The following is a 17,109-nucleotide window of genomic DNA, read 5'->3' as shown; positions in this document are numbered from 1 at the left end:
TGCGGAAGGGGAACGCGCCCCCCTTTCGCACTAGCCAACCTGCGGACAGGCGGGGTTTAACCCTGCCAGGGTTTCGTTCAAGGCGGCGACGTTACGCGAATATTCTCTGCGGCAGACGCCGCGACGCTAGCAGCTTCACGCGGAATAACAGAATAATAATATTCGCATTCACGCCGAGGCGTATTTATCACAGCATAAAACTCAGTTAAGGATTATTCATTATGGCCTTACAAACGTGGCTGGCCTTATTGCTATGCCTGTTTTTCCTCGCTGTCTCCGTTTACAGCCTTATTTCTTATATAAAAGACAGGAGAAAAGAGCGTATTCCTTTCGCGAACAGAAAAATGCGCAGAAAATAATCGTGGCAGCCTCCTGCCACTGCCGTCGTGGTTATGAAAGGTTATTCTTCCGTTCATAAATACGATATTCCTGAGACACGGCAATTGCCGTAAACGCCCGAAAGGTTGCTCGCAGCATGGCTATATGCCAGTGCCGCAGGATAGTCACGTCATGAGAAAAATAAATATCGCGATTATCAGCCGCAACACCTTCCTCAGGGCGTCGCTAATGGCAATTATCCACGATCTCACCCGGGCCAGCGACGCCCTGACGATTGAGTTCAGCGGTCACTCCAGCGAGTTGTCCGCGCAGGACATCATCATCGCTGAGATTCTCCCGGGTGAGATTCACCTCTGTAATACCAGCATTAAAAACCGTAAGAAAAACAGTTCAGTGATCATTTTGCACCGCTATGATGAGCTGCCGGAAAAGACGCGGATCGTCAACTGCCTGAAAGATGTCACCTTCGTTCCCGTGAGAACGGTCAATATTGACAGCCTGCGTGAGATTATTGGCCGGGCGCTCGCCAGGAGTGAAGAGCCGGAGTCAAAACGGGCGCTCGACTCAACATCAATATGCGCCAACTGCCCGCACAAAAGCCTGTCGCCTTCGCAGGTCGTCGTTGCCCATGGTCTGATGAATGGCTTTGATATTGGTAAAATTTCCGCCCTTCATCAGCTCAGCCCGAAGACCGTGATTTATCATAAAAATCAGATCATGGAAAAATACGGACTGAATAATCATTATGACTTCTTTCAGTTCATTAGCGTGTTAAAAGAACGCGGATAAAATCAATCAGCGCATCTGCACGCACAATTGAAACAGGGAAAATTAGGAATTCAACGGGTTGCTCAGGTTATCCGTTCTGAAAACAAGCTTACCCGCGGGAAATAACTTCTCATCCACCGTAGCTAACCGATAAAATTATTCACCACCCGGGTATAAAGATACTGCCGCGTATTTTTGTACCATGAAAATAATAGGTTAATCGGGGTGGATTCGTTTCGTCACATTGCCCCTTGCGTGCCTGTTGGGGGCCTCTTTTTCCGCAACATTTTCCCGCGCTATACGAGAGAACGCCCTCCGCGAAGAGGGCGTTGAGCAATCAGGCCTGCACCTGCTGAGGTTGCGCTTCCGGCTCCTCTTCCTGCAACAGCCCTTCGTTTTTCGACAGCATCGCCGTGGCAATTCCGTTGCCCAGCACATTGATCGCCGAACGGCCCATATCAAGGAAATGGTCGATGCCCATCAACAGCAAAATCCCGGCGACGGGGATATTGAAGCTCGGGATCGTGGCGGCCAGTACCACCAGCGCAGAACGCGGGACCCCGGCAATCCCTTTTGATGCCAGCATCAAGGTCAGCATCATGACGGTAATTTCGCTAAAACTCAGCTGGATGTTATAAGCCTGGGCAATAAACATCGAAGCGAACGAGCAGTAGACCATCGACCCCACCAGGTTAAAGGAGTAGCCAATGGGCAGCACGAAGGAGACGATGTTGCGCGAGCAGCCAAAACTGACCAGCCGCTCCAGGGTCTTCGGATACGCCGCCTCAGAGCTGCTGGTGGTGAACGCCACCAGCACCGGATCTTTGAGCATGTTGAGCAGGCGGAAGACCTCTTTTTTCAGCACCATATAACCTACCGCCAGCAGCACCGCGCTGGTCAGCAGCACCGCGATGTAGTAGCCGCCGATAAAGGAGGCGTAGTTAAGCAAAATGCCCATCCCCTGCGAGGCGATAACCGATGAGATGGCGGCAAAAATAGCCAGCGGAGCCACGTACATCACATATCCGGTGACCTTCAGCATAATATGAGAGACGACGTTGAGCGCGGCGACCAGCGGCGCGTTGAATTTCTCCCCCAGCGAGGCCCCGGCGATACCGAAGAACATCGAGAACACCACGATTTGCAGAATTTCGTTGTTCGCCATTGCCTCGGTAATACTGGTCGGGATGGTGTGAGACAGGAACCCTTTTAAGCTCATTCCGCTGACCGCAAGGCCGGTATCCACCGACTCTTTAGGAATCGCCAGGTTTAAGCCTGCGCCGGGATGTTCAATGGTCACAATCACCAGCCCGACCAGAATAGAGAGGATCGACGAGGTGATGAACCACACCATCGCCTTACCGCCCACTCGCCCGATAGTCGCGGTTTCTCCCAGACGCATAATCCCCACCGTCAGCGTACTGAAGACTAATGGCGCAATGACCATCTTAATCAGCCGCAAGAACATGTCGGTAAAGAGCGTAATATTTTCTGCCCATGAGGTAATTGTGCCCGGAGAGGCATACGCATGAATCACCGCGCCGGAGAGGATCCCCAGCAGCATGAAAATAACGATAAACAGCGTGAGTTTGTTTGCACTTGCCACAACAATGAACCCCTGATTTATTTAATGTATTGATTTTAATGCACATATGTTTTTTTTATCCGTATGCATTAAACATTCACCACATAAATTGAATAAAAGACGCAAGGGTTACAACTCTTTTTTAGTTATTTATCTCTGCAGTTGATAAAACTGTTGATGCATATCAATCCTCATCCACTCCGCGGCCGCCGCCGCGGATTCTGACGCCCGATGGCTGAGGTCTCCCGGCCGCCCGTTTTACATCGCCAGCCCCCCGCCGCCGGCATAAGGCTGCCTGCCGACTATTTTCATCACCTCGGCGCCAAAGGTGACAAATGGCGCCCGCCGGCTGGCGTAAATCAACCCGCCGACCTGCGGACGGACCGATTGAATCATATCGGTGAGAGGGTCGATAATCTCGGCCACCACCTCATCGGCGCTGACCCACTCGCCGGGCTGTTTCAACGGTACGAGGATCCCGCTCGCCGGCGCGGTGACAATCTCTCCCCCTGAAAAGGGCAACATCAGCGTCTCCTGCTGTGGGACCGGCGGGCATGCGCCCGCCAGCACGCCGCGGTATTGCAAGTAACGGTACAGACGTTCGGCATCCTCACGAGCCAGCGCGTGATTCACATCCTGCTGACCGCGCAGCTCCACGGTCACCGCCATACAGCCAGGCTGGCCGTGCTGCCATTGCGGAAAGCGGGCGGCCAGGCGATGCCAGGGCAACCCGCAGGCTTCATCAAACGAGTAACCGCCGCTCTCTTGCGACAGCAGTACCGTTTCAATACCTAAAAAGGCGGCCACCACGCCGGCCTCCGCCTGCCAGGCCGGATCGGCATACAGGTGCAAAATGGCCCGATCGTCGCAGTGCAGATCCAGCACCACGTCGGCATCACAGGCCAGACTCAGCAGATGGTGGCGTAGCGCCTGAACTTCGCTGCGCAGCGGTTCGGCGGCCAGCGCCTCACGCATCGCCTCGCGCACCTGCTGCAGGTATGCTTCACGGGTCAGCGGTTCATCGGCGCAGAGATACCGCTGCGCAAGGGGGGCCAGATCGGGAAAATCTCGGTTAAAGTTGCGACCGCTCGCCAGGTCAAATCGCCCGATACCGCCGTTGAGCACCACCTGAGCCAGGCCCGGCGGGTTAGCGACCGGGACGAGGATAATTTCACCGCGCAGCTCGGCGCGCCGTTCCGCCTGGTTGAGTAATCTTTTAAGATAATGCAGAACCAGCATGCCCGGGATTTCATCGGCGTGCAGTCCCGCCTGGAGATAGATTTTTTCTCCACGGCCGGGTTCGCCAAAGTGAAAATGGGTTAATTGCCGCTGCCCACTCAACGCATGTTCGGGTAAGGTATAGTGTTTAATTTTCATTGGACATCCTATCTGTGGAAAAGAAAGCCCGGCTTGACCGTATCGATCACAAGATCCTTGAAATCCTGCGCCGGGATGGCCGCATTTCTTATCAAAAGCTCTCGGAGCAGGTAAACCTCACCGCCCGTCCCTGCCTGGAACGCGTACGTGGCCTTGAGCGTGACGGCATTATCCGTGGCTACAGCGCGGTGATTGAACTCCCCGAACCGGAGCATGCCTTCGTGGTGCAGGCGCAAATTGCGCTGGCCGACCACGGCCGTTCACAGCCGGTATTTGAACAAGAGATGCGCCAGACGCCGGAGGTGCTCGACTGCTGGCTGGTCAGCGGCAGCTTTGACTTTCTGGTGCGTATCGGCTGTCGCAGCATGGCGCACTACTGCCAGCTGGCCGACAGCTGGCTGACCAGCAAAAAATTTCGCGTCGATAAAATCGTCACCCTGACGGAACTGCAGTCCATCAAACGCTCCTGATCAGGGGCGCTTGATAAACGCCAGCCAGCGTCGTTCCGCCCGCGAAAAGAGGTAAATCAGCAAAAAAGTGCACACTAAATAGAGCGCGGCGGCCATCAGGAACGGGATAAACGGCGAGTAGGTAATGGCATAAAAGGCGCGCGCCACGCCGGTGATATCCAGCAATGTCACGGTACTGGCGAGCGAAGTGGCGTGCAGTAAAAACACCATCTCATTGTTCAGCGCCGGGATCCCGCGCCGCAGCGTAGCGGGCAGGACCAGCCGGCGAATAATCTGCCACTTAGTCATGCCATAGGCTTCCCCGGCCACCCACTCCTGACGCGGAAACGTCGCCATCATCCCCGCCAGCAATTCCGCGACATACGCCGCGGTATTCAGCACCAGCGCCAGGGTGGCGCAGAAGGTTGCGTCGCGGAACAGCAGCCAGAACGGCCGATCGTTTTGCCAGCCCAGCTGGACGATGTCGAACTGAGACAGCCCGTAATAGATCAGCATCAGCTGCAGATAAAGCGGCGTGCTGCGGAAAAACCAGGTGAAGCCGCGCACGGGCCAGGCCAGCAGGCGCGGACCGTAGGCCTGGCCAATCGCCAGCAGCACCGCCAGCACCATGCCGGGCGCCAGGGCGAGCAAAAACAGCTCCGCCGTCATCGCCAGCCCGCTCGTGGAACCGTTGCCGTCACTCCACAGATAGCCCGGTACCGCCTCGATAAAGGTCTGCAGATTCATTGCGTCGCCCTCGCCGTTGACGAACGCAGGGCGTAGCGCTTCGCCAGAAGGCTAAACAGCCAGCTGGACAAGGCGGTGATGACCATATAAATCAGCGAGACCAGGAAGTAGAACAAAAAGGGTTTCTGCGTGGCGCGCCCGGCCTGTTCCGCCAGCCACACCATATCTTCTAAACCGAGAATGGAGACCAGCGCCGACGCCTTCATCAAACCCAACCAGTTATTATTGATGCCTGGAATGGCAAAGCTCAGCATCTGCGGCAGCATAATCCGCCGGAAGACCAGCCACGGCCGCATGCCGTAGGCTTCAGCCGCTTCGGTTTGTCCCCGATCGACGGTGAGAAACGCGCCGCGAAACGTCTCGGTGTAATAGGCGCCAAACACGAAGCCAATCGCCAGCACGCCGGAAATAAAGGTATTAAAACGCACCGGCCCAAGTCCTGCCAGCGACAGCAGCGCGTTGACCAGCATCTCGCCGCCAAAAAACAGCAGCAGCATAATCACCAGCTCCGGAATGCCGCGCACCAGCGTGGTATAGCCGGTGGAAAACCAGCGCAGCCAACGCGGTCCGAACAGCTTAATCAGCGCATTCACCAGCCCCAGCAGCAGCGCCACCAGCAGTGAGACCAGCATCACGCACAACGATACCCCCGCGCCGCGTAACAGTAGCGGTAAATAATCTGCAACCATATTCTGTCTTCCACCCGTTGCGTAAAGGGGCGCCGCTCGCCGACCGCGCCCTCCCCTTTACGGCTTAATTGCCGTAGATATCGAAGCTAAAGTACTTTTTCTCAATCGCGGCGTAGGTGCCGTCGGCGCGGATCTGCTTGATGGCCTCGTTGAGGGCGTCGCGCAATGCCGGATTGTCTTTATTGACCGCAATGCCGACATCAGACGAGATGCTGCCGTCGCTGATAACCGGGCCAGCGAAGGCGAATTTTTGCCCGCGCGGCGTGTCAACAAAGCTGGTCGCCGCCTGGATATTATCCTGTAAGGAGGCATCGATACGCCCGGAGAGCAGATCCAGATAGACGTTGTCCTGGTTGGCGTAACCGACGATCTTCACGCCCTGACCGGCCCAGTGGGTTCTGGCGTAGGCTTCATGGGTTGAGCCGGTTTGTACGCCGACGGTTTTGCCCTTAAGACTGGCGGCCTCCGGCAGCAGCGGACTCCCCTTGCGCGCCACCAGCTGCGCCGCGCTGCGATAGTAGCGATCGGTGAAATCCACTTCCTTCTTACGTTCGTCGGTAATATTCAGCGAAGCAATAATTGCATCAAATTTATGCGCATTCAGCGCGGCGATCATGCTCTCAAACGGCTGCTTGACGAAGACGCACTTCGCTTTTAGCTGCGTACAGAGCGCATTGGCAATGTCGATATCAAAGCCGGTGATCTCGCCGCTGGGCGCCAGCACGTCAAAGGGCGGATAGCCACCGTCAACGCCGAAGCTGATGGTGTCAAACTGCTGGGCGGCGAGCGGCGCGCTCAGCGCCATACAGGCCAGTAAAGCGGTAATGCGTGTTTTCATATTCTGTTACCCCTGATGTCAACGACGTGGCTAAAAACGCAGTGAAAGGCAGGTCAGGCCGCCATCCATTTTCTTAAATTCGCTGGTATCGAGTTGCACAACCGGCATCCCCAGCTTGCTGATTTCGCCCAGGGTATAGGGGTACCCCTGAGGCGTAATTAATGTGTCGTTGATCCAGAGCGTATTCCCGGCGTACGACTCCTCTTCCGGGATCACAATGGTATTGAACCCGCTAAACGCCGGGTGATTGACGTACCCTTCCGTCAGCAGCAACGTATTGCGTCCGACATAGTTGACGATGGACTTCAGGTGCAGCCCGGCGCTCACGTCAATGGACGTCACCTGATAGCCATGCGGCTCAACGGCAGCGGCAAACTCGCGGATCCCCTGCTCATCGGTACGCGCCGTCTGGCCAACAAAGAACTGTTTACCGACCAACAGCACATCGCCGCCATCCATATGACCCCGCTCGCTCATGTGCACCAGTGGACGAAAACCGGCAAGCACCGGCGCTATCGATGCCACTTCCCCCTGGCGACTCGGCGCGCCGGGATGAGTGATGACCGCCAGTTCCGGCATGACGACCGCGGTATCTTCAACAAAGTGGGCATCCGGATAATCCGCAGCCGCAGGCAATACGGTCACTTTCAGGCCGAGCTGCAGCAAGGTTTCGACATAGGCGAGGAACTGACGCGTGGTGCCGGCAATATCCGGCGCGCCGAGCCGGGCGGTGGTTTGACCGGCGGCACAGGTTGCGGCCGGCAGGCGGGCGATAGCCTGGTTAAAATGCATAGAGAACCCTCAGGTGACTAGTGATCGTTGTTGTTCCCGACATGCCGGTAAAGCAACGGGTTTTCTTGATTATCAAACAGATGTTGTCACCAGTCCGGCTGAATAGCCGGCCACAAAGGTCAATTTACGCTGTATATTGCCGGGGAAACGACGCATTCCGCTGTCGGATGACGGGCTCTTGCCGAAGGCTAGCGCGGCGCGTTTGCCGCCGGATGAGAGGGAGAGACGGGAAGGAGCAGCGCGGTGAGTTTTTCGATTGGCATCGACCGGTAAAAATACCATCCCTGAATTAACGCATTTTCATCGAAGGATTTGACGAACTCAAAATCCGCTTTACTCTCCACGCCTTCAAAAACGATTTGCTTATTCAGCCTGCAAACGACATCAAGAAGCGAGGTCAAAATAGCTCGTTTATACTCATTCTTAAGTCCGTTGACGAAAAATTTATCCAGTTTTATCTCATCATAAAACACTTCGGTTAACCACTGCAGGTTTGAAGAGCCGGTGCCGAAATCATCGAGGGCGATGCGCAATCCGCGGTTCATCGCCTGTAAAGAAAAGGCGGCGATTTTTTTATAGTATTCGCCGCTTCTTTCGGTAATCTCAATTTTAATCTGCTGAGGGCGAATACCTTTATGTTGCAAAACCCGCAGGAGATTATCTAAATAAAGCGGGTCATTAATTTCATATTTGCCGATATTAATCGCGAGGGTAAAGCGGGCGTCGGCGAGCAGAATGGTTTTCAACTCGCTGGTGGCCTTCTCCATCACCAGCTGCGAAAGATCGTGGTAAACATTCAGCTGTTCGGCCATTGAAATAAACAGCTCCGGAGAGATGTGACCATAGCGCGGATCATGCCAGCGAACCAGCGCCTCGACGCCGACTATGCGTTCATTTTTAGCGCACACCAACGGCTGATATTCCATGTAAATGCGCTGATTAATAATCGCTTTTTTTAAGCGAAACTCCAGCGATCGCCGTTCGCTGAGATAGCTCAGAATGGAATAGACAATCGCGGCGCCGAGAATAAAAGCCGCGCCCACCATGAGGACGATAAGGAGCGGAGAGAGGGACAAAAATCCCTGTTTTCGCTCCGTCAGATGAGTGCAAATATCGAATTTACTGCTGCATAAGCTAACGCTTATCGACGACCTTGCCCCGATCGCGGATTTCATATTATTAAGAAAAACATGTTCACCGTTCAGGCTGGTTAAAGAAAAATTAAAACCGTGGTGCTGGCGGGAAAATGTGCTAAAGGCAAATGATGAGGTAAAGGAAATAATATTGCCTTGTTGGGTCATATCGAGAACCACCCCGTACGGGAGATAGTTTTTTACGCCCGGGTAAATACGGTATCCATTCGGTACGACATATTTTTCGGCGGGGAGCGGCAGCGGTTTATCCAGCCTGCCCCAGTTGGCGGTGCAGGCCAGCTTACCGTTCTCCACGATGCCAATGTCTTCCACGCTGGCATACTTCCAGATAACCTCTCGCAAGGCCGCGATCGCCTGTTTGTTACAGCCATCAAGATGTCGCTTCTGCGCGTGATCAATAGAAGAGATGATTTGCGTGGTCACATCTTCGGCGTGGGCGAGAAGCTCATGGCTCAACGTATCAAGCTGAGCGCGCTGGTTGTTTAACATCACAGCGTTGGTCAGCAAAACGGAAAGGAGCACGGCGATGCCGCCGCCCGTCAACAGCCATTTCGTCTTATGGATAAATTTCATCGTCTCTGCACAACTCCTGGTGGATGCCGGTATTCGCGTGACAAATCCGGACACCCGACGTACCCGTCCCTGCAGTACAGATCTATAATCTTGATAATAATGGCGTCAGGGCGGTTATACCAGACATGAAAAATCGCCTCGTCCAGCCAGAACCTGGAGCAAACGCGCAGGCTACGGCGAATGACGGGTCAGTTTTGCCCTCTTTTTTAGCCTAACCAGCTCATCGAAAAGCGTTTTATCCAGACATATCTCAACAGTCTTTTCATAATTCCTCCATTTTTGCGGGGCGTTTGGTCACTAAACTAGTATCATTTCGCGAAACGTTTCAGGATGAGATAGCAAATTAATGAAAGGCAGTCATACACTCCGTTGGGGCATCGCGCTGGCGGTCATCGTCATTGCCGGTGCCGGGTACTGGTTCTGGCAGAGTCGTGAAGCGACAAACGCTACGCCTGCGGCGGCAAATGGCTCACAGCCGCAGGCGCCAGGCGGCGGTCGCCATGGCCGCTTCGGCGCGGCCCTGGCACCGGTTCAGGCGGCAACAGCCACCAGCGAATCGGTGCCTCGCTATCTCAGCGGCCTCGGTACGGTGACGGCAGCCAACACGGTGACCGTACGCAGCCGGGTGGATGGCCAGCTGTTAGCTATCCACTTCCAGGAAGGCCAGCAGGTCAAAGCGGGCGATCTGCTCGCCGAAATCGACCCCAGTCAGTTTAAAGTCGCGCTGGCGCAGGCCCAGGGCCAGTTGGCGAAAGATAAAGCCACGCTCGCTAACGCCCGACGCGATCTCGCCCGCTATCAACAGCTGGTGAAGAGCAATCTTGTTTCCCGCCAGGAGCTGGATACCCAGCAGTCGCTGGTCAGCGAAACGGAAGGCACCATCAAAGCCGACGAAGCCGCCGTGGCCAGCGCCCAGCTGCAGCTGAACTGGAGCCGCATCACCGCGCCGATTGACGGCCGCGTTGGCTTAAAACAGGTGGATATCGGCAATCAGATTTCAAGCAGCGATACCACCGGCATCGTGGTGTTAACCCAAACCCACCCAATCGATTTGGTCTTCACGCTGCCGGAAAATGATATCGCGACCGTTGTCCAGGCGCAGAAAGCCGGGAAAACGCTGCAGGTTGAGGCCTGGGACCGGACCAACAAACAAAAAATCAGCGAAGGGTCGCTGCTGAGTCTGGATAACCAGATTGACGCCACCACCGGGACCATCAAACTGAAAGCGCGCTTTAACAACCAGGACGACACCCTGTTCCCGAACCAGTTCGTGAACGCCCGTATGCTGGTAGACACGGAACAGAACGCCATCGTCATCCCGACTGCCGCACTGCAGATGGGCAATGAAGGCCATTTCGTCTGGGTATTGAACGATGAGAATAAAGTCAGCAAGCACACCGTCACGCCGGGTATTCAGGACAGTCTGAAGGTGGTGATTACCGCCGGGCTGTCGGCGGGTGACCGGGTGGTTACTGACGGTATCGATCGTCTGACCGAAGGGGCAAAAGTGGAAGTGGTGGACCCGCACAGCGCGCCGGCGGCTGCGGCGGAGAAAGCCACCAGCCGTGAGTATGGCCATAAAGGAGCGCGCTCCTGATGCAGGTATTACCCCCGAGCAGTACGGGCGGCCCTTCCCGACTGTTTATTCTGCGCCCGGTCGCCACCACGCTGCTGATGGTGGCGATTATGCTGGCGGGGATCATCGGCTATCGATTCCTGCCGGTTTCCGCCTTGCCGGAAGTGGATTATCCGACCATTCAGGTAGTCACCCTCTATCCCGGCGCCAGTCCGGACGTCGTCACATCGGCGATTACCGCCCCGCTGGAACGCCAGTTTGGCCAGATGTCGGGCCTGAAGCAGATGTCGTCGCAAAGTTCCGGCGGCGCCTCGGTGGTCACGCTCCAGTTCCAGCTGACCCTGCCGCTGGACGTGGCCGAACAGGAGGTCCAGGCCGCGATCAACGCCGCCACCAACCTGCTGCCATCCGACCTGCCGAACCCGCCGGTGTACAGTAAAGTCAACCCGGCCGATCCGCCAATCATGACCCTCGCGGTCACCTCTTCCGCCATTCCGATGACCCAGGTGGAAGATATGGTGGAGACCCGCGTGGCGCAGAAAATTTCCCAGGTCTCCGGCGTCGGGCTGGTGACCCTCGCGGGCGGTCAACGCCCGGCGGTCCGCGTGAAGCTCAATGCGCAGGCGATTGCCGCGCTGGGGCTGACCAGCGAAACCATCCGCACCGCTATCACCAGCGCCAACGTCAACTCGGCCAAAGGCAGCCTTGACGGCCCTTCCCGCGCCGTGACCCTCTCCGCTAACGATCAGATGCAGTCGGCGGAAGATTATCGCCGCCTGATCGTCGCCTGGCAGAACGGCGCGCCGATTCGTCTCGGCGATGTCGCTACCATTGAGCAAGGGGCGGAAAACAGCTGGCTCGGCGCATGGGCGAACAACCAGCAGGCGATCGTCATGAACGTTCAACGCCAGCCGGGAGCGAACATCATCGCCACCGCCGATAGCGTGCGTCAGATGCTGCCGCAGCTGACCGAGAGCCTGCCGAAGTCGGTCAAGGTGCAGGTCCTTTCCGACCGCACCACCAACATTCGCGCGTCGGTGAGCGATACCCAGTTTGAGCTGATGCTGGCGATTGCGCTGGTGGTGATGATCATCTACCTGTTCCTGCGCAACGTACCGGCGACCATTATCCCCGGCGTCGCCGTGCCGCTGTCGCTGGTGGGCACCTTCGCGGTGATGGTGTTCCTCGACTTCTCGATCAACAACCTGACGCTGATGGCGCTCACTATCGCCACCGGCTTCGTTGTCGATGACGCCATCGTGGTGATCGAAAACATCTCGCGCTATATCGAAAAGGGCGAAAAGCCGCTCGCCGCCGCGCTGAAAGGTGCCGGAGAGATCGGCTTTACCATCATCTCGTTGACCTTCTCGCTGATTGCGGTGCTGATCCCGCTGCTGTTTATGGGCGATATCGTCGGCCGGCTGTTCCGCGAGTTTGCCATTACCCTCGCGGTGGCAATATTAATTTCCGCCGTCGTCTCGCTGACGCTGACGCCAATGATGTGCGCGCGCATGCTCAGTCACGAGTCGCTGCGTAAGCAAAACCGCTTCTCGCGGGCCAGCGAGCGCTTCTTCGATCGGGTCATCGCCGCGTATGGTCGGATGCTTAGCCGGGTGCTGAATCACCCGTGGCTGACCCTGAGCGTGGCCTTAGGCACGCTGGCGCTGTCAATCATGCTGTGGGTCTTCATTCCGAAAGGCTTCTTCCCGATTCAGGACAACGGCATTATTCAGGGGACGTTACAGGCTCCGCAGTCCGCTTCGTTTGCGAATATGGCGCAGCGCCAGGAGCAGGTTTCCGCGGCGATCCTCAAAGACCCGGCCGTCGAGAGCCTGACCTCCTACGTCGGAGTGGACGGCACCAACCCGGCGCTGAATAGCGCCCGCCTGCAGATTAACCTCAAACCGCTGGATGAACGCGACGACCGTGTGCAGGCCGTGATTAGCCGCCTGCAAAAATCGGTGGACGGGATCCCCGGCGTCGAGCTCTACCTACAGCCGACCCAGGATCTGACTATCGATACCACCGTCAGCCGGACCCAGTATCAGTTCACCTTGCAGGCGAACTCGCTGGATGCCCTCAGTAACTGGGTGCCGCAGCTGCTGACGCGTCTCCAGGCGCTTCCGCAGCTCTCCGACGTCAGCAGCGACTGGCAGGATAAGGGCCTCGCCGCCTATATCAAAGTCGATCGCGACAGCGCCAGCCGTCTCGGCATCAGCATGGCCGATGTCGATAATGCGCTGTATAACGCCTTCGGCCAGCGGCTGATCTCGACCATCTACACTCAGGCCAACCAGTATCGCGTGGTGCTGGAGCATGACACCCGGGAGACGCCGGGGCTGGCGGCGCTGGACAATATTCGCCTGACCAGCAGCGGGGGCGGCATCGTGCCGCTGAAGTCCATCGCCAGCGTCGAGCAGCGCTTCGCGCCGCTGTCGATTAACCATCTCGATCAGTTCCCGGTGACCACCATTTCGTTCAACGTCCCGGATAACTACTCGCTGGGCGATGCGGTCGACGCCATCCTCGCCGCCGAACAGGCGCTGGATTTGCCGACCGATATCCGCACCCAGTTCCAGGGCAGCACCCTCGCCTTCCAGTCGGCGCTCGGCAACACCGTCTGGCTGGTGGTGGCGGCGGTCGTGGCGATGTATATCGTGCTCGGCGTGCTGTATGAAAGCTTTATCCACCCGATAACCATTCTGTCGACCTTACCGACCGCCGGCGTCGGCGCGCTGCTGGCGCTGTGGCTGGCAGGCAGCGAGCTGGACGTTATCGCCATTATCGGGATTATCCTGCTGATTGGTATCGTCAAGAAGAACGCCATCATGATGATCGACTTTGCGCTGGCCGCCGAACGCGAACAGGGCATGCCGCCACGTGAGGCGATTTATCAGGCCTGCCTGCTGCGTTTTCGCCCGATTCTGATGACCACGCTTGCCGCTCTGCTCGGCGCGCTGCCGCTGATGCTGAGCACCGGCGTCGGCGCCGAGCTACGGCGTCCTCTGGGTATCGGTATGGTGGGCGGTCTGATGTTAAGCCAGGTGCTGACGCTGTTCACCACCCCGGTTATCTATCTGCTCTTCGACCGCCTGTCGCTGTATATCAAGAGCCGCTTCCCACGGCATGAGGAGGAGGCGTAAATGAAGTTTTTCGCCCTCTTCATTTACCGCCCGGTGGCGACGATTCTGATTTCGCTCGCCATCACCCTGTGCGGGGTACTCGGTTTCCGTCTGCTGCCGGTCGCCCCGCTGCCGCAGGTGGATTTCCCGGTGATCATGATCAGCGCCTCGCTGCCTGGCGCGTCGCCGGAAACCATGGCCTCGTCGGTGGCCACGCCGCTTGAACGCTCGCTCGGCCGGATCGCCGGCGTGTCGGAAATGACCTCCACCAGTTCGCTGGGCAGCACGCGCATTATTATGGAGTTCAATTTCGACCGCGATATTAACGGCGCCGCCCGCGATGTGCAGGCGGCGATCAACGCCGCGCAAAGCCTGCTGCCGAGCGGCATGCCAAGCCGCCCGACCTATCGCAAGGCCAACCCTTCCGATGCGCCGATTATGATCCTCACGCTCACCTCGGATACCTACTCCCAGGGCGAGCTGTACGATTTTGCCTCGACTCAACTGGCGCAAACCATCGCCCAGATTGACGGCGTTGGCGACGTCGACGTGGGCGGCAGCTCGCTGCCCGCGGTGCGCGTCGACCTCAACCCGCAGGCGCTGTTTAACCAGGGCGTGTCGCTGGACGCCGTGCGCACCGCTATCGATAACGCCAACGTCCGTAGACCGCAGGGGGCGCTGGAAGATCACAGCTCGCGCTGGCAGGTACAAACGAACGATGAGCTCAAAACCGCCGCGGAATACCAGCCGCTGATCGTACACTACAACAACGGCGCGGCGGTGCGTCTTGGCGACGTCGCGCAGATCAGCGATTCGGTGCAGGATGTGCGTAACGCCGGGATGACCAACGCGAAGCCGGCAATTTTGCTGATGATCCGCAAGCTGCCGGAAGCCAATATCATCCAGACGGTCGACAGCATTCGCGCCCGCCTGCCGGATCTGCAAAAAACCATTCCGGCGGCTATCGACCTGCAAATCGCCCAGGACCGCTCGCCGACCATCCGCGCCTCGCTGGAGGAAGTCGAGCAGACGCTGGTGATCTCGGTGGCGCTGGTGATCCTCGTGGTGTTCCTGTTTCTGCGCTCCGGCAGAGCCACGCTGATCCCGGCGGTGGCGGTGCCGGTCTCGCTGATTGGTACCTTTGCGGCCATGTACCTTTGCGACTTTAGCCTCAACAACCTGTCGCTGATGGCCCTGACCATCGCCACCGGCTTCGTCGTCGACGATGCTATCGTGGTGCTGGAAAATATCTCCCGCCATCTTGAGGCCGGGATGAAACCGCTGCAGGCGGCGCTGCAGGGGAGCCGTGAAGTCGGCTTCACCGTGCTATCGATGAGTCTCTCGCTGGTGGCGGTCTTTTTACCGCTGCTGCTGATGGGCGGCCTGCCGGGGCGGCTGCTACGCGAATTCGCCGTCACCTTATCGGTGGCGATCGGCATCTCGCTGGCGGTCTCCCTTACCCTGACGCCGATGATGTGCGGCTGGCTGCTGAAGAGCGGTAAACCTTCTCAACCCACGCGTAGCCGCGGTTTCGGCCGCCTGCTGGTCGCCGTGCAGGGCGGCTACGGTAAATCGCTGAAATGGGTCCTCAGACACAGCCGCATGACCGGTCTGGTGCTGTTGGGGACCATGGCGCTCAGCGTCTGGCTCTATATCTCTATTCCAAAAACCTTCTTCCCGGAGCAGGATACCGGCGTGCTGATGGGCGGTATTCAGGCCGATCAGAGTATCTCTTTCCAGGCGATGCGCGGCAAACTGCAGGACTTTATGCAGATCATCCGCGAAGATCCGGCGGTGGATAACGTGACCGGCTTTACCGGCGGCTCACGGGTGAACAGCGGGATGATGTTTATCACCCTTAAACCTCGCGACCAGCGACATGAAACGGCGCAGCAGATTATCGACCGGCTGCGTAAAAAACTGGCGAAAGAACCGGGCGCCAACCTGTTCTTAATGGCGGTGCAGGATATTCGCGTCGGCGGCCGTCAGGCCAACGCCAGCTATCAGTACACCCTGCTGTCAGACGATCTTTCGGCGCTGCGCGAATGGGAACCGAAGATTCGTAAAGCGCTGGCCGCGCTGCCGGAACTGGCGGACGTCAACTCTGACCAGCAGGATAACGGCGCCGAAATGGACCTCATCTACGATCGCGATACCATGTCGCGCCTCGGGATCAGCGTTCAGGATGCCAACAATCTGCTGAATAACGCCTTCGGCCAGCGGCAGATCTCGACGATTTACCAGCCGCTGAACCAGTATAAAGTGGTGATGGAGGTCGATCCGGTTTATACCCAGGACGTCAGCGCGCTGGATAAGATGTTTGTGATCAACAGCGAAGGTAAGCCGATCCCCCTCGCCTATTTCGCCCGCTGGCAGCCGGCTAACGCGCCGCTGTCGGTCAACCACCAGGGATTGTCGGCAGCGTCGACGATCTCCTTTAACCTGCCGACCGGTAAATCGCTGTCGGAAGCCAGCGATGCCATCAACCGCGCGATGACTCAGCTTGGAGTGCCTTCCAGCGTCCGGGGCTCCTATGCCGGCACCGCGCAGGTCTTCCAGCAGACCATGAACTCGCAGGTTATTTTGATTCTGGCCGCCATTGCGACGGTCTATATCGTGCTGGGGATCCTCTACGAAAGCTATGTGCATCCGTTAACGATTCTCTCCACCCTCCCCTCGGCGGGGGTAGGCGCGCTGCTGGCGCTGGAGCTCTTTGGCGCGCCGTTTAGCCTGATTGCGCTGATCGGCATCATGCTATTAATTGGGATAGTGAAGAAAAACGCCATCATGATGGTCGACTTTGCCCTCGAGGCGCAGCGCAACGGCAATCTGCCGCCGGAAGAGGCAATCTTCCAGGCCTGCCTGCTGCGTTTCCGCCCGATTATGATGACCACCTTAGCGGCGCTGTTTGGCGCCCTGCCGCTGGTGCTCTCGGGCGGCGACGGCTCGGAACTGCGTCAGCCGCTGGGGATCACCATCGTCGGTGGGCTGGTGATGAGTCAGCTGTTGACCCTCTACACTACGCCGGTGGTCTATCTGTTCTTTGACCGTCTGCGGTTGCGTTTTTCGCGAAAACTCAGCCAACCGGTAAGCGAATAAC

The 17,109-nt window shown here is 57.5% G+C and carries 13 protein-coding genes; 6 read left to right on the top strand and 7 right to left on the bottom strand.

What is annotated here, in order from left to right; all coding sequences use genetic code 11:
- Nucleotides 1–221 precede the first annotated feature (221 nt).
- Entirely contained in the window at nt 222–359 is a 138-nt protein-coding gene (locus OQV00_RS08240) for a small membrane protein (RefSeq protein ID WP_054829388.1), read from the top strand.
- Nucleotides 360–510: 151 nt separating this feature from the next.
- Nucleotides 511–1,128 (top strand): helix-turn-helix transcriptional regulator, encoded by a 618-nt coding sequence (locus OQV00_RS08235; RefSeq protein ID WP_015583893.1) that lies wholly within the window; start codon nt 511–513, stop codon nt 1,126–1,128.
- A gap of 316 nt (nt 1,129–1,444) precedes the next feature.
- On the opposite strand, the gene OQV00_RS08230 is transcribed toward OQV00_RS08235, so the two are convergent.
- Nucleotides 1,445–2,671: a dicarboxylate/amino acid:cation symporter gene (locus OQV00_RS08230; RefSeq protein WP_155075235.1), complete on the bottom strand. Its 1,227-nt coding sequence runs from the start codon at nt 2,669–2,671 to the stop codon at nt 1,445–1,447.
- 279 nt (nt 2,672–2,950) lie between these two features.
- Nucleotides 2,951–4,069, bottom strand: coding sequence for a succinylglutamate desuccinylase/aspartoacylase family protein (locus OQV00_RS08225; protein ID WP_071359664.1), 1,119 nt, complete (start codon nt 4,067–4,069; stop codon nt 2,951–2,953).
- Between the two features lie 14 nt (nt 4,070–4,083).
- Here OQV00_RS08225 and OQV00_RS08220 point away from each other — a divergent pair, with 14 nt between their 5' ends.
- Entirely contained in the window at nt 4,084–4,539 is a 456-nt protein-coding gene (locus OQV00_RS08220; protein ID WP_004864612.1) for an Lrp/AsnC family transcriptional regulator, read from the top strand.
- Here OQV00_RS08220 and OQV00_RS08215 read toward each other — a convergent pair whose 3' ends face one another.
- The 5 genes from OQV00_RS08215 to OQV00_RS08195 all read right to left on the bottom strand — a co-directional run bounded on the left by OQV00_RS08215 (nt 4,540) and on the right by OQV00_RS08195 (nt 9,311).
- Nucleotides 4,540–5,265, bottom strand: coding sequence for an ABC transporter permease (locus tag OQV00_RS08215; protein WP_015583890.1), 726 nt, complete (start codon nt 5,263–5,265; stop codon nt 4,540–4,542).
- A complete protein-coding gene (locus OQV00_RS08210; RefSeq protein ID WP_266280143.1) occupies nt 5,262–5,954 on the bottom strand; it encodes an ABC transporter permease in 693 nt (230 codons plus the stop codon). Before OQV00_RS08210 ends, OQV00_RS08215 begins: the two co-directional genes overlap by 4 nt.
- Before the next feature lie 64 nt (nt 5,955–6,018).
- The gene (locus tag OQV00_RS08205; protein ID WP_015583888.1) at nt 6,019–6,792 is read right to left on the bottom strand and encodes an ABC transporter substrate-binding protein; all 774 of its coding nucleotides are present in this window, start codon (nt 6,790–6,792) and stop codon (nt 6,019–6,021) included.
- A 30-nt stretch (nt 6,793–6,822) separates the two neighbouring features.
- Nucleotides 6,823–7,584, bottom strand: coding sequence for a dimethylarginine dimethylaminohydrolase family protein (locus tag OQV00_RS08200; RefSeq protein WP_032717915.1), 762 nt, complete (start codon nt 7,582–7,584; stop codon nt 6,823–6,825).
- A 188-nt stretch (nt 7,585–7,772) separates the two neighbouring features.
- On the bottom strand, nt 7,773–9,311 hold the full coding sequence (locus tag OQV00_RS08195) for an EAL domain-containing protein (RefSeq protein ID WP_032717916.1): 1,539 nt from the start codon (nt 9,309–9,311) through the stop codon (nt 7,773–7,775).
- Between the two features lie 346 nt (nt 9,312–9,657).
- Between OQV00_RS08195 and OQV00_RS08190 the strand changes: the two genes are divergently transcribed.
- Genes OQV00_RS08190 through mdtC form a run of 3 tightly spaced genes read left to right on the top strand, consistent with a single transcriptional unit; the run spans nt 9,658 to nt 17,108 of the window.
- Entirely contained in the window at nt 9,658–10,908 is a 1,251-nt protein-coding gene (locus OQV00_RS08190; protein WP_015583885.1) for an MdtA/MuxA family multidrug efflux RND transporter periplasmic adaptor subunit, read from the top strand.
- Entirely contained in the window at nt 10,908–14,030 is a 3,123-nt protein-coding gene (locus OQV00_RS08185; RefSeq protein ID WP_128321126.1) for an MdtB/MuxB family multidrug efflux RND transporter permease subunit, read from the top strand. Before OQV00_RS08190 ends, OQV00_RS08185 begins: the two co-directional genes overlap by 1 nt.
- Nucleotides 14,031–17,108 carry a multidrug efflux RND transporter permease subunit MdtC gene (mdtC, locus tag OQV00_RS08180; RefSeq protein WP_266280140.1) on the top strand — a complete coding sequence of 1,026 codons (3,078 nt, stop codon included), beginning with the start codon at nt 14,031–14,033 and terminating at the stop codon, nt 17,106–17,108. It abuts the gene before it with no gap.
- Nucleotide 17,109 lies beyond the last annotated feature (1 nt).

This window comes from Klebsiella sp. DY2415, assembly GCF_026314315.1.
Lineage (GTDB): Bacteria > Pseudomonadota > Gammaproteobacteria > Enterobacterales > Enterobacteriaceae > Klebsiella > Klebsiella ornithinolytica.
This window is presented reverse-complemented; position numbering and strand designations above follow the sequence as displayed.